This is a genomic window from Mesorhizobium sp. W016, from assembly GCF_054719485.1.
This window is the reverse complement of the sequence record NZ_JBTTIF010000002.1, coordinates 881,872-894,428: the sequence shown is the minus strand read 5'-3', so window position 1 is coordinate 894,428 and position 12,557 is coordinate 881,872. Positions and strand designations below refer to the sequence as shown.

General features: G+C 60.9%; 12 protein-coding genes. 6 read left to right on the top strand and 6 right to left on the bottom strand.

The window, feature by feature from the left end:
- Position 1 precedes the first annotated feature (1 nt).
- Complete coding sequence (lepA, locus tag ACYG9V_RS04775; RefSeq protein ID WP_023673259.1) at positions 2–1,807, top strand: translation elongation factor 4; 1,806 nt, start codon at positions 2–4, stop codon at positions 1,805–1,807.
- A 185-nt stretch (positions 1,808–1,992) separates the two neighbouring features.
- Here lepA and ACYG9V_RS04770 read toward each other — a convergent pair whose 3' ends face one another.
- On the bottom strand, positions 1,993–3,705 hold the full coding sequence (locus ACYG9V_RS04770; RefSeq protein ID WP_352764781.1) for an ATP-dependent nuclease: 1,713 nt from the start codon (positions 3,703–3,705) through the stop codon (positions 1,993–1,995).
- Positions 3,706–4,833: 1,128 nt separating this feature from the next.
- Between ACYG9V_RS04770 and ACYG9V_RS04765 the strand changes: the two genes are divergently transcribed.
- From ACYG9V_RS04765 to ACYG9V_RS04755, 3 genes are all read left to right on the top strand, one after another.
- A complete protein-coding gene (locus ACYG9V_RS04765) occupies positions 4,834–5,181 on the top strand; it encodes a hypothetical protein (protein ID WP_352764708.1) in 348 nt (115 codons plus the stop codon).
- Positions 5,182–5,498: 317 nt separating this feature from the next.
- On the top strand, positions 5,499–5,870 hold the full coding sequence (locus ACYG9V_RS04760) for a hypothetical protein (protein WP_023681251.1): 372 nt from the start codon (positions 5,499–5,501) through the stop codon (positions 5,868–5,870).
- A gap of 107 nt (positions 5,871–5,977) precedes the next feature.
- Positions 5,978–6,349, top strand: coding sequence for an endonuclease domain-containing protein (locus ACYG9V_RS04755; RefSeq protein ID WP_031203649.1), 372 nt, complete (start codon positions 5,978–5,980; stop codon positions 6,347–6,349).
- A 110-nt stretch (positions 6,350–6,459) separates the two neighbouring features.
- On the opposite strand, the gene ACYG9V_RS04750 is transcribed toward ACYG9V_RS04755, so the two are convergent.
- Positions 6,460–6,780: a hypothetical protein gene (locus tag ACYG9V_RS04750; RefSeq protein WP_023681249.1), complete on the bottom strand. Its 321-nt coding sequence runs from the start codon at positions 6,778–6,780 to the stop codon at positions 6,460–6,462.
- Between the two features lie 165 nt (positions 6,781–6,945).
- On the opposite strand from ACYG9V_RS04750, the gene mbfA reads away from it, so the two are divergent.
- Positions 6,946–7,929, top strand: a complete 984-nt coding sequence (gene mbfA / locus ACYG9V_RS04745) for an iron exporter MbfA (protein ID WP_352764705.1) — start codon at positions 6,946–6,948, stop codon at positions 7,927–7,929.
- Between the two features lie 160 nt (positions 7,930–8,089).
- Here mbfA and ACYG9V_RS04740 read toward each other — a convergent pair whose 3' ends face one another.
- The 3 genes from ACYG9V_RS04740 to ACYG9V_RS04730 form a co-directional block, all read right to left on the bottom strand.
- Positions 8,090–8,434, bottom strand: a complete 345-nt coding sequence (locus ACYG9V_RS04740) for an antibiotic biosynthesis monooxygenase family protein (protein WP_352764703.1) — start codon at positions 8,432–8,434, stop codon at positions 8,090–8,092.
- Entirely contained in the window at positions 8,431–8,787 is a 357-nt protein-coding gene (locus tag ACYG9V_RS04735; protein WP_023692959.1) for an NIPSNAP family protein, read from the bottom strand. Before ACYG9V_RS04735 ends, ACYG9V_RS04740 begins: the two co-directional genes overlap by 4 nt.
- An 85-nt stretch (positions 8,788–8,872) precedes the next feature.
- Complete coding sequence (locus tag ACYG9V_RS04730) at positions 8,873–9,076, bottom strand: DUF1127 domain-containing protein (RefSeq protein ID WP_352520690.1); 204 nt, start codon at positions 9,074–9,076, stop codon at positions 8,873–8,875.
- A gap of 69 nt (positions 9,077–9,145) precedes the next feature.
- Between ACYG9V_RS04730 and ACYG9V_RS04725 the strand changes: the two genes are divergently transcribed.
- Positions 9,146–9,820, top strand: a complete 675-nt coding sequence (locus ACYG9V_RS04725; protein ID WP_352764700.1) for an ArsR/SmtB family transcription factor — start codon at positions 9,146–9,148, stop codon at positions 9,818–9,820.
- A gap of 217 nt (positions 9,821–10,037) precedes the next feature.
- Here the strand turns inward: ACYG9V_RS04725 and ligD are convergent, their stop codons facing one another.
- On the bottom strand, positions 10,038–12,548 hold the full coding sequence (ligD, locus tag ACYG9V_RS04720) for a DNA ligase D (protein WP_352764698.1): 2,511 nt from the start codon (positions 12,546–12,548) through the stop codon (positions 10,038–10,040).
- Positions 12,549–12,557: the final 9 nt, after the last annotated feature.

Genomic DNA, 12,557 nt, shown 5'->3' with positions numbered 1-12,557 from the left:
CATGAGCACGCCTCTCGACCACATCCGCAATTTCTCCATCGTCGCCCATATCGACCATGGCAAATCCACGCTTGCCGACCGGCTGATCCAGTCCACCGGCGGGCTGGAGCTGCGCGACATGAAGGAGCAGGTGCTGGACTCGATGGACATCGAGCGCGAGCGCGGCATCACCATCAAGGCGCAGACCGTGCGGCTGAAATACCGCGCCAACAATGGCGAGGACTATATCCTCAACCTCATCGACACGCCCGGACATGTCGACTTCGCCTATGAAGTGTCGCGCTCGCTCGCCGCCTGCGAGGGCTCGCTGCTGGTCGTCGACGCCTCCCAGGGCGTCGAGGCGCAGACGCTGGCCAATGTCTACCAGGCCATCGACAACAATCACGAGATCGTCGTGGTGCTGAACAAGGTCGACCTGCCGGCCGCCGAGCCCGAGCGCATCCGCGAGCAGGTCGAGGAAGTCATCGGCATCGACGCCTCCAACGCCGTGCTGATCTCGGCCAAGACGGGTCTGGGCATTCCCGATGTGCTGGAGGCAATCGTCCACCAACTGCCGCCGCCGCGCGAAGGCGACGCCTCGGCACCCCTGAAAGCCATGCTGGTCGACAGCTGGTACGACGCCTATCTCGGCGTCATCGTTCTGGTGCGCATCATCGACGGCGTTTTGAAAAAGGGCGCAACCATCCGCATGATGGGCACCGGCGCCAAGCATCTGGTCGAGCGCACCGGCGTGTTCACGCCCGCCCGCATCAATGTCGACGAGCTCGGCCCCGGCGAGTTCGGCTTCTTCACCGGCTCGATCAAGGAAGTGGCCGACACCCGCGTCGGCGACACCATCACCGAGGACAAGCGCCAGACCGCGCATGCGCTGCCCGGCTTCAAGCCGGCGCAGCCGGTGGTGTTCTGCGGCCTGTTCCCGGTCGACGCCGCCGATTTCGAGGATCTGCGCGCCGCCGTCGGCAAATTGCGCCTCAACGATGCCAGCTTCTCCTATGAAATGGAAACCAGCGCCGCGCTCGGCTTCGGCTACCGCTGCGGCTTCCTTGGCCTGCTGCATCTCGAAATCATCCAGGAGCGGCTGGAGCGCGAGTTCAACCTCGACCTGATCGCCACCGCGCCGAGCGTCGTCTACCGGCTGCTGCTCAATGACGGCTCGGTCAAGGAACTGCACAACCCCGCCGACATGCCCGACGTGGTGAAAATCTCGGCCATCGAGGAGCCGTGGATCCGCGCCACCATCCTGACCCCCGACGACTATCTCGGCGGCATCCTGAAGCTTTGCCAGGACCGGCGCGGCATCCAGGCCGACCTGTCCTATGTCGGCAAGCGCGCCATGCTGATCTACGACCTGCCGCTCAACGAAGTCGTGTTCGACTTCTACGACCGGCTGAAGTCGATCTCCAAGGGCTACGCCTCCTTCGACTATCATCTGACCGACTACAAGGAAGGCGATTTGGTGAAGATGTCGATCCTGGTCAATGAAGAGCCGGTCGACGCGCTGTCCATGCTGGTCCACCGCACGGCGGCGGAAAAGCGCGGCCGCCAGATGTGCGAGAAGCTCAAGGAGCTGATCCCGAACCACCTGTTCAAGATCCCGATCCAGGCCGCCATCGGCGGCAAGGTCATCGCCCGCGAAACCATCTCGGCGCTGCGCAAGGACGTCACCGCGAAGTGCTATGGCGGCGACGTCTCGCGCAAACGCAAGCTGCTGGACAAGCAGAAAGAGGGCAAGAAGCGGATGCGCCAGTTCGGCAAGGTGGATATTCCGCAGGAGGCGTTTATCCAGGCCTTGAAGATGGGGGATTAAGAAGCCGCTTGGCGCAACAGCGCGCCAAGTCATCGATCTGGTGGATCGATGACAGGCTTCGAAAGCGGGGGGAGCTGCCGGAGGCGTCGGGCCTCCCGCCAGCGCGGCGTTGAAGCTGCAAGGTGGAGAAGGCGCGCTCTGCGTAGCGGCGAGTCGATCGAACTACTCCTCAGCGAAATATCGATTTACTTCTGTAAGCATGTCACAGAATTCCACATCGAGTTCTGACGCGTGGAATTCATCCAAAACCTGAAACAACGAGATAGAGACCCCGAAGGCCTCGTCGAGCGCTCGATTAAAAGCAGAAAGAATTCTTTTCCCGAAATCCGATAGCCGAACCCGCGCGTCGCCCAATCTTTATCAAATTCGCTCTTAGCCAACTTTAGAATAGTTTGAGTGTCTCTCGCATCTCGCTTGAGTTGGTAGTATTTGCTCGTGGAAGATTGAACATTTATAAGGCAGTCCTCTCGAAAATCGGAAGAGATGGAAGACAGCAACTCACTTAACCAATCGTCTCCTATAATTTTATTCTTCTTCTTGGCAGCTTTTTCCGCGGCTCTGCAGACCGCATCGCGAGCGATGACGTAGTTCTCGATCTCCTTGCGCCGGAGGACGTGGCAAAAAACCCCTGACTTTCTAAGCTTCTGTTCGTGGCCTTCAATTTCCTCCAAGCATCTATAATCCCTGTCAAAGATCGCAGCGATCTTTGGCTGAATTCCAAACAACTCCTGAAATGCCCACGGCAAATTTCCGACCCGAGGCCATTGTTCATACCCACCAATTTTAAGCAGCATCGTATCAGGGTCGCTAAATACCCCATCCGAAATCAGCATCTGCTCAAACCTGCGATAGATGGAGCGATCATTTCCCTCGAATGCTATTATTCTTTTGGCTCTGGAAAGACGGGCAAAGTCAGCGTTTTCGGATGACCCCAACAGTGCATGCGCGCTCCGGTAGCCTTCTTCCGTCGTGATTCGTTTTCCGGTCTGAAATTCTGTCCTTACCAGGACGACGTCGCCCGAATTTGCTTCGTTCATGATCTCCGCAGAGTGCGTGGCAAGAAATATCTGAGAAAATCTTTTTTTGGCAATGCTGTACAGCTTTCTCTGAAGGTCCGCATGGAGATACACGTCTGGCTCGTCCAAAACGAGAATGTCTCCTCCCGACCCTCGAAGAAAATGGGTCATAATTTGCATCCACGCCTGGAATCCAAAACCCGACAAATATATTTCTCGCGGGTACTCGTTTTCGAGATAGATCATCTCCAGCGTTGATGGCACCCCGACAACTACCTTTGGCTTCCGAACCTCGATCCCTTTCCAATTTCCTTCGACTAGAGTCGAGAATTCCTGAAATTCGCGGTGGCTTTTCTGTCGCCATATGTTTCTAAAATTCCTTGCCGCAAGTCTCGTATGCTCGACGCTCTTAACGTAGTCGAGACCGTTTGGTTTCTCCGTCTCTTCAAACTGGCCTAAGGTCGGAACAACAACTATAGATTCCGGAAAGCACTCTTTGAAATACGATTTCGTGCTCCTTGCCCTGTTATCTGATTGGATAAAAACAATTGGCTGGCGATCGATGTTCAAAACAAGATGGAGAGCCGAACCATTGTCATGATATATAGAGACTATAACATCGTTCTCAGAATCGTTCGTCGGTATGTTCGCTATTGGGAGGCAAAAATTCTTGTTGGTCATTTCGTACGTCGCGCAGACGCCGTACGGATTTTGTGTCTTCAGAACTGGGAGTCTGTATTCTGCATAGCGTGCAACGTCTGCGAACAACCGAAGCGCGTCGAGGACAGTGGACTTGCCAGCATTGTTGGGGCCTACAAAGACATTTCTCTCTTTGCAGACAACGCGGAATTTAGAGTGCTTTCTAAAGTTTTCAAACTCAATTCGTCTTAGAATGTATGCCTCCCCTCGCCAAAACGGGCCAGAGAATGTTTACACGATTCTGTGAGAGTCGTAATAGTGCACACCTGTGTTTTCATTCCTTGCCGGGCAACGCGCGGGATTCCCAGTCCAGCGCTAATTGTCTTCATCGATGTCTCCCTTGTCCCAATCGATGACACCCTCCCGGATCAGCATTTTGATCTGATCCCAGATTAGCACTCGAGCTACCTCACTCGCGGTCTTGCCGTGTACGCCCGTCTTTGTAAGCCGCTTCAGATACTTGATGGTCTCTGGAGGCAAACTCGGATTGAGCGGGGAAGCCTTCTGTTGCCCCTTCGTCATAACTAATTAGTAGCGGATTAGTTATTGACGGTCGAATCCGGCCATGACACGAATTGGACTCGACACCGCTTTTGATTCGTGGTGCGCTAAAAAATGAGCGGGCGGCCCCTTGTGGATCCGCCCGCCCCGTCTCACTTCGATACCTTAGTAGGTCGCCACGTTGCACCGTGGCGGCCTACGAAAATGAGAGACAACCGTCTCCCATCGTCCGTATCTGAGACGAAGGTATTCCCGCACAAAGACGGTTTTAGCTTCGTCCCACACAAATCGCATCTGCATCGCAATCACCTCCTTCCTCGGAGCAGTCGCCCCGGGCTTAAAGGGCAATGTCGCGAGAAGGCGGCGATCCGAATCGAACTCGAATCGTGCGTTTCTAATATGGCTGATTCAATTGTTTGCCACCAGCCCTAGCAATTTAACAACGCACCGCTTGTAGGCGTCGCGGTAGCCGGTGATCGGACGCTCTCGTCCAACACCGTGCGTGGCGGTGCGCTGGCCCTTGAGATAGGGAGACCGGCTTTGGGAGCACTCCACCCTGGAGTATTCTCCTCCCGGCAAAGGATACATTACATGCGTTCCACCTCGCCGAAGGCGACAGAGGGGGTCGCCTCGCGTGAAGCGCTAGCCTTCATCTGTCGCAACAAGGCAACAAGGTTGAGCCCGGTCGGACCGACCCCCTCTGGCCTGCCGGCCATCTCCCCCTCAAGGGGGGAGATTACCCGCTCGACCGCCTCGCGTCGCTTCTCCGCTCATGCTCTAGTTCCCGTCTCCGATTCGGGACCGCCCATCATGCTCCGCCTCACCCTTGCCGCCCTTCTCCTCACCACCTCCGCCGACGCCGCCGATATGGCGTTCTTCGTCAAGAATTTGCGCAAGCAGGCTGTGGCGGTGGAGCTGTTCAGCCGTGACCGCAGGATGTCGTGGCCGGGCGGCGACCAGGTGTTTTTGATCGAGCCGAGCTCGCAGAAGTCGGTGCCGATCTCGTGCAATCCGGGCGAGAATATCTGCTACGGCGCCTGGGTGGATGGGCAGGATAATATCTCTGCCGGTGTCGGGCCGGATAATGACCAGCCGTGTGATACGTGCTGTTTCATCTGCGTGGAGAAGACGACGGAGACGATCGATCTGGTTGAGTGAGGGGCGGGGCGCCGAAGCTGCTGATCTCCCTCCTCGTGGGGGAGATGTCCGGCAGGACAGAGGGGGGCGCGAAGGATCGCCAGCGTATGGATCAGCAAGCCTAAAATTGAAATGACGCGGCTGCAGGAATGAGAGGTCGGCGGGACAGCGCCCCCCTCTGCCTTGCCAGGCATCTCCCCCACGAGGAGGGAGATTAGCGCTCCGCCGCCTTCGCCAATCACCCCAAAATCAGTCAGCCGCTCCCCTTCAATGTCAGCCGCCATCATGCGATGCTGGTTCCCTCGGCCGGGGGGCCGATTTGCCTCGGGGGAAACACCATGTCTTTCACTTGTCTGCGCCGCGTCGTCGTCGCGCTCTCGCTTGCCGCGCTGTTTGCGCCGGCAGCGCACGCAGCCGACATCACCTTCGCCGTCAAGAACAGCCATCCCAACGCCATGCGCCTCGAGCTCTACAGCCAGGACCGCGACTATGTCTGGCCGGGCAATGACAAGGATTTTTATCTCGACGATGGCGAGACCAAGCAGATCCCGGTGTCGTGCGACGAGGGCGAGTCCATCTGCTACGGCGCCTGGGTCGACGGCGACGAGGGCACCTATTGGGGCGTCGGCCCCAACAACAAGGAAAGATGCGAGGATTGCTGCTACACCTGCAATGGCGGCGAGACGGAGGAAATTGAACTGACGCCTTAGGAAGTACAGCCAATCTCCCCCCAAGTGGGTTCCAAGTGGGGGAGATGTCCGGCAGGACAGAGGGGGGCGCCATAGAGCGCAAGCCTCGGCAACCACCGAGCATCGTAATGCCGCACACGCCTCTACCGCCTCGACGTCGCGCAAACGCCAGATCGATGCGCAAAGTCCTGACGCCAGCCGAACTCAAGCTCTGGAACGAACTTCGTGCCCACCGGCTGATGGGGCTTGGCTTCCGGCGACAATTTCCGATTGCCGCCTACATCGTCGATTTCGCTTGCCCGGAGAAGAAGCTGGTCATCGAAGTCGATGGCTCCCCGCATGCGGACGCCGGCGCGGCTGCCGGTGATGAAACGCGGACATCGCACCTCGAACAAGATGGCTGGACCGTCCTGCGGTTCTGGAATGACGACGTCATCCGCGACGTCGACAATGTCTGCCAGCATATTGTGATTGCGGCTGGGCTTGGACGCGCATCCTGAACGGTGCCGGTGCTGGGCTTTAGGCAGGGAAAGGTCGGCGGGACAGCCCTGGCCTGCCGGCCATCTCCCCCACGAGGGGGGAGATCGGGTTTCGCCTTGGCTTTCGCCAATTATCCCAGCAATGCCCTCTGCCGCTTCGGCCCGCCCGCCTTGCGCCAGGAGTTGAACCGGTGCGTCGCGGCGGCAAACGAGATCTTCATCTGCTGGGCGACCGAATAGCGCGACTTGCCTTCGTCGAACAGGCGGTAGCAGCATTCGACGCCCTCCTCGGTCAGCTTGCCGTCGGGCGCCTTGTTGTGCGGATTGGCGGGGTCGAATTTTTCGACCTGCTGTTCGACCAGGCCTTTCAGCCGCTGCAAATCGGCCTCGATGCTGGCGATAAGATCGAGGACGGGTTTCGGATCGAAGTGGTCGTGCGGCTTTGCCGTCATCTCTTGGATACCTTTCGCTTTGCGTGTCGCGACCCATATAGGTGAACATTTGCCGATAATGAAGGGCGCGTTGCAATCCGGCGCTTCAACATTTCTTGACTGGTGATTGACCGCGGAGATTGCAGCGCCTAGTTTAGAATTGTTCTAAACTGGGGTGAATTTCTCATGCTTTCCCGTGTCTTCGGTTTCGGCCGCCGTCCTTTCGAAACGCTGTCGGAACAGGAGATCCTGGCGCTGGCAATTTCATCCGAAGAGGATGACGGGCGCATCTACCGCGCCTATGCCGACGGGCTGGCGGACAGTTTTCCGCAATCGGCGAAAGTGTTCGAGGCGATGGCGGCGGAGGAGGACGGCCATCGCGATTCCCTGATCGAGCTTTACCGCAAACGTTTCGGCGAGCGCATTCCGCTGCTGCGCCGCGAGCACGTGAAAGGCTATTACGAGCGCAAGCCCGACTGGCTGGTGCGGCCGCTCGGCATCGAGCATGTGCGGCGCCAAGCCGAAGAGATGGAGCGGCAGGCCTATCGCTTCTATGTCGAGGCGGCCAAGCGCACCGGCGATGTCTCGACGCGGAAACTACTCGGCGACCTGGCCACGGCCGAGCAAAGCCATGAGAATTCGGCGCATCGGCTGGAACAGAAACTCGTGCCGGGCGAGGTGAAGGACGAGGAAGCCAGCGCCGAGCAGCGCCAGTTCATCCTGACCTATGTGCAGCCGGGACTGGCCGGGCTGATGGACGGCTCGGTGTCGACACTGGCGCCGATCTTTGCCGCGGCGTTTGCCACCCACGACACCTGGCAGACGCTGCTGGTCGGCCTCGCCGCCTCGATCGGCGCCGGCATTTCGATGGGCTTTACCGAAGTCGCTTCCGACGACGGCAAGCTGTCGGGGCGTGGCTCGCCCATCAAGCGCGGACTGACCGTCGGCATCATGACGACGCTGGGTGGGCTGGGCCACGCGCTGCCTTACATCATCCCGCATTTCTGGACGGCGACGGCGGTGGCGGCCGTGGTGGTGTTCTTCGAATTGTGGGCGATCGCCTTCGTGCAGAACCGCTACATGCAAACCCCGTTCCTGCGCGCGGCGTTTCAGGTGGTGCTGGGCGGGGCGCTGGTGTTTGCGGCCGGGGTGCTGATCGGGAATGCGTGAGCGCCAAGCGCCCCCTCACCCAGCCTCCGCTTCGCTCGGCTGACCTCTCCCCGAGGGGAGAGGAGATTTTCGAAGCCTGCGCCAGTCTCTTCTCCCCAGCGGGGAGAAGGTGGCCGCGAAGCGGCCGGATGAGGGGGCCTGGCGCGACGCCGATACCTAGTCACCCATTCACCGCCCTGCTATCCTCTGGCGCCTCGTCCCTCTCCGTCAGCCCGTAATCCCGCAGCACATGCGCAATCCGCAGCCGGTAGCCGGCAAATATTCCGCCGCGGCCCGCATGCTGCGCCTGCCGGTGCTCTTCCGTGTTGCGCCAGGCTTTCACCGCTTCCTCGTCGCGCCAGAAGGACAGTGACAGGACCCGGTTGGGATCGCCCAGGCTCTGGAAGCGCTCGATCGAGATGAAACCGTCTATGCCGTCGAGCAGCGGCCGCAGTTCGGCAGCGATACCGAGATAGGCATCGCGCTTTCCCTCAGCCGGTTGCACCTCGAAGATGACAGCGATCATATCTCCTCCTTGACCGCGGTCTGGAACAGCTGCCGCGGTCCATGCGGCCCCGACACCAGCTTCAGGAAGATGCGGTCCTCTTTCAAGATGAACTTTTCGCGGCGGGCGAATTCGTAATTGGCCTTGCCCGCCGGATCGGCGGCGAGACGGGCGCGATATGCTTCGTAGGCGGCGAGGCTGTCGATGCTGTAGGCGGCGTAGGCGGTGGTGGCCGAGCCCTCATGCGGGGCGTAGTAGCCGATCAGATCGGCGCCGCAGCGCGGGATCGCCTGGCCCCAGGCCTTGGCATATTGCTCGAAGGCCGGCTTGCCGAACGGGTCGATCTCATAGCGGATGAAGCAGGTGATGGTCATCGTGATCTCCTTGGGTTTCGCATCGATAGTTCGAGCGGCGTCGAAACGTTGTGCCGCAGGGTCTGCTAAGCAAAAGCGCTGGCGGTCAGGCCTGCCAGAAGGATTTTGCGCATTCGCGGCGCACATCCTCACGGGTCAGGCCGAGATCGCGCAGCAGATGGTCGTTGACCTCCGCGAGATCTAGCCGCTGCAGATGGCGGTCGTACCAGCGGGCGAGAAGCCGCCGTTGCAGCCAGGTGACGAACGGGAACGGCCGGCGGCTGGCGAGTGGGGCGGAAGCGGTTGGCATCGGCGTTCTCCTTGATCCCGCCCGACAATAATGCTTATCTGACGAGAATGCTTCGATGGAGGCCTAACTATGCGTGAAGGACCCGACATTGCCCGCATCGCCAGCCTGGTCGGCGATCCGGCGCGGGCAAACATGCTGAATGCGCTGATGGGCGGCACGGCTTTGACGGCGAGCGAACTGGCGCTGGAGGCCGGCGTCTCGCTGCCGACGGCGTCCTCGCATCTGTCGAAACTGATGGAGGGCGGGCTTTTAACTTTGGCCAGCCAGGGACGGCATCGCTATTACGGCCTCGCCGGGCCGCAGGTTGCCGGCATGATCGAGGCGATCACCGGGGTGGCCGAAGCGGTCGGCCCCAAGCGGGTGCGGCCCGGCCCGCGCGACGGCGCCATGCGCGTGGCCCGCGTCTGCTACGACCACCTCGCCGGCGAGCAGGCGGTGGCGATGCTGGACCGGTTCGTCGCGCGCGGCATCCTGTTGCGCGACGACATTGAGATGAGGCTGGGGCCAGCAGCAGCCTCGCATTTTTCGGCCATCGGCATCGACGTCGGCGCCAAGCCGCGCCGGCCGGTCTGCCGCGCCTGCCTCGACTGGAGCGTGCGCCGCTCGCACCTTGCGGGAACGCTGGGCGCGGCTATTCTGGACAAGATCCTGGCGGAGAAATGGGCAAGGCGGGAGAAGGACAGCCGCGCGGTGGTGTTTTCACCGCCGGGGAAGCAGGCGTTCGAGCGGGTGTTTTTGGCGTAGAGGTTCGGCAGCGCTAATTGGGCGACGCTGGCGGGACAGCACCCCCCTCTGGCCTGCCGGCCATCTCCCCCTCAAGGGGGGAGATTACGCGCTCAACAGCTTTCGCCAATCTCGAACATCGTAAAGGTGAGCTGCGCCTCGAAGCTGCCAATCTCCCCCCTTGAGGACAGAGGGGGGTGTGACGGAACGCTTGCGTAGCAGGTGAGGCGCGCGACGCTCACCCCCGCTTCAGCACCTTCGCCTGCTCGAAGAAATCCGCCCACGGATCGGCCTTCTCCAATTCCTTCAGCGTCGTCTTGTCGCCGATCGGGAAGGAATTCGGCGCTAGCCCCTTCTCAACCTCCGCCCACGTCACCGGTACCGAGACCGTCGCGCCCTTCTTGGCGCGGGAAGAGTAGGGCGCGACGGTGGTCGAGCCCCTGCCATTGCGCAGATAGTCGACGAAGATTTTTCCGGTGCGCGCCTTTTTCGACAGCGTCGCCGTGTAGCGGTCGGGCGCGGCCTGCTCCAGCGCCTTGGCGAAATCATGCGAGAAGGTTTTGACCGCCTCCCAATCCGCCGACGGCTTCAGCGGCACCAGCACGTGATAGCCCTTGCCGCCTGACGGCTTGACGAAATTCGGCAGCGACAGATCGTCGAGCTTGCCTCTGATGTCGAGCGCGGCCTCGCGCACCGCCTTGACGTCGACGCCTTCGTCGGGATCGAGATCGAAGATGATCTGATCCGGCTTTTCCAGCTCATCGATCTTGCAGCCCCAGATGTGGACCTCGACTACGCCGTACTGGACCAGAGCGGCAAGGCCGTCGAAATCGCGGATGAACAGGATTTCCTCGCCATCGGTCGGGTCCTTCATGCGGGCAATCTTGTCGCTCATGCCGGCCGAAGCATGTTTCTGGAAGAAGCGCGGACCGCCGATGCCATCCGGCGCCCTGACCAGGCTGAGCGGCCGGTTGACGATGAACTGCTCCATGCGCGGCCAGACCAGCGCGTAGTGTTCGAGCAAGTCCTGCTTGGATATTTTCTCCTCGGGCCACAGCAGCTTGTCGGGATGGGATAGTTTTACGCTGGTCGTAATCGTCGCGGGCGCCTTAGCCCCGGCGGCCTTGCCGGCGCTGCTTGCCGCCGGCTTTGCCTTGTTCGCCGCCTTCGATGGCTTTTCCTGCACGACTTCCTCCGCCGGCTTGTCCTCGCGCAGTCCCTGGAACGACGCGTGGCGTATTATACGGTCCGAGGTCCAGCTGCGGAACTCCACTTCGCCGACAAGTTCGGGCCTGACCCAGACCAGGCCCTTGCCCTTCGGCACGGCGGCGGCAAAGGGCGAGGCGTCTGCCTTCAGCGCATCGAGTTTTTTCTTCAGATCGGTGGCGCTCCTGGCTGTGAAGCCCGTGCCGACGCGGCCGGCATAGTGGAGCTTGCCGCCCTCGTGGTAGCCGACCAGCAGCGAGCGCAGGCCGCGGCCGGTCTTGTCCGAGGGCAGATACCCGCCGATGACGAATTCCTGGCGGGCCGTGCATTTCGACTTCACCCAGCTTGGGCCACGGCCGCTGCGGTAGGGCGCATCGGCGCGCTTGGAGACGATGCCTTCAAGGCCCATGCGGCAGGCGTGCTGCAGCATGATCTTGCCGGGCTCGGCGAAATGGTCGCTGAAGCGGACGGGGGCATTTTCGGCCGTCTCGCCGAGCAGCTCCTGCAGCGCCTGCTTGCGCTCGACCAGCGGCTCGCGGCGCAAATCCTTGCCGTCAAGCCGCATCAGGTCGAACACATAGTAGGTGAAGCGGTCGGTTCGATTGGCGGAGAGATCCTGCTGCAACAGCGAGAAGGATGAAACGCCGCTGTCGGCGAGCACGACGATCTCGCCATCGATGATGGCGTCGCTGCATTTCAGCTGGGCCAGTTCCGCGACGATCTCAGGGCCGAATTTCTCCGTCCAGTCGAGGCCGGTGCGGGTCAGCAGCCGCACTTCCGTGCCGGCGATCTGCGCCTGCATGCGGTACCCGTCGAACTTCACCTCATGCAGCCAGTCCTCGCCGGGCGGCGCCTCGCGCTCCAGCGTCGCCAGCTGCGGCTCGACAAAGTCGAGGCGCTTGCCGGCTTTCGCCTTGCTGGATGCCGCGGGCTTGTTGGAGTGCCAGACCTTCGGCTTCTTGCCGTCGGCGGTCTTGCCTTCCGCGACCTCTTCGATGGTCAGGCCGGACTTCACCGATTTCGGTGCGTCCTTCAGGATATCCTCGCCGGGGCGGGCGGCGGCATCGTCGGATTTGATCAGCAGCCAGTTGTCGCGCTTTTCGCCCGGGCGGGGTCTTAATCTGACCAGATGCCACCGCCCATTCAGCTTCTGGCCGTTGAGTTCGAAGTCGATATGGCCCTTCTTCATCGCCTTGGCCGGGTCGATCTCTGGCGTCCATGTGCCTTCGTCCCAGACGATGACGGTGCCGCCGCCATACTCGCCCTTGGGAATGGTGCCCTCGAAGCCGGCATAGTCGATCGGGTGGTCCTCGACATGCACGGCCAGCCGCTTCTCGTGCGGGTCGAGGCTCGGGCCCCGCGTCACCGCCCAGCTCCACAACACGCCCTCATGCTCGAGGCGGAAATCATAGTGCAGCCTGGTCGCGTCGTGCTTCTGGACGACGAAGATGCCGCCGGGCTGCTTGCCGCGCGCGACCTTGCCCGCCGGCTCGGCCGTCTTCTTGAAATCGCGCTTGGACTGATATTGTTCGAGGCTGGCCACGGCGCCGAC

Bases quoted from the DNA above. Each gene is read 5' to 3' on its own strand.
- lepA (WP_023673259.1), top strand. From the start codon at position 2: ATGAGCACGCCTCTCGACCACATCCGCAATTTCTCCATCGTCGCCCAT.
- ACYG9V_RS04765 (WP_352764708.1), top strand. From the start codon at position 4,834: ATGCTCCGCCTCACCCTTGCCGCCCTTCTCCTCACCACCTCCGCCGAC.
- ACYG9V_RS04760 (WP_023681251.1), top strand. From the start codon at position 5,499: ATGTCTTTCACTTGTCTGCGCCGCGTCGTCGTCGCGCTCTCGCTTGCC.
- ACYG9V_RS04755 (WP_031203649.1), top strand. From the start codon at position 5,978: ATGCCGCACACGCCTCTACCGCCTCGACGTCGCGCAAACGCCAGATCG.
- ACYG9V_RS04750 (WP_023681249.1), bottom strand. From the start codon at position 6,780: ATGACGGCAAAGCCGCACGACCACTTCGATCCGAAACCCGTCCTCGAT.
- mbfA (WP_352764705.1), top strand. From the start codon at position 6,946: ATGCTTTCCCGTGTCTTCGGTTTCGGCCGCCGTCCTTTCGAAACGCTG.
- ACYG9V_RS04740 (WP_352764703.1), bottom strand. From the start codon at position 8,434: ATGATCGCTGTCATCTTCGAGGTGCAACCGGCTGAGGGAAAGCGCGAT.
- ACYG9V_RS04735 (WP_023692959.1), bottom strand. From the start codon at position 8,787: ATGACCATCACCTGCTTCATCCGCTATGAGATCGACCCGTTCGGCAAG.
- ACYG9V_RS04730 (WP_352520690.1), bottom strand. From the start codon at position 9,076: ATGCCAACCGCTTCCGCCCCACTCGCCAGCCGCCGGCCGTTCCCGTTC.
- ACYG9V_RS04725 (WP_352764700.1), top strand. From the start codon at position 9,146: ATGCGTGAAGGACCCGACATTGCCCGCATCGCCAGCCTGGTCGGCGAT.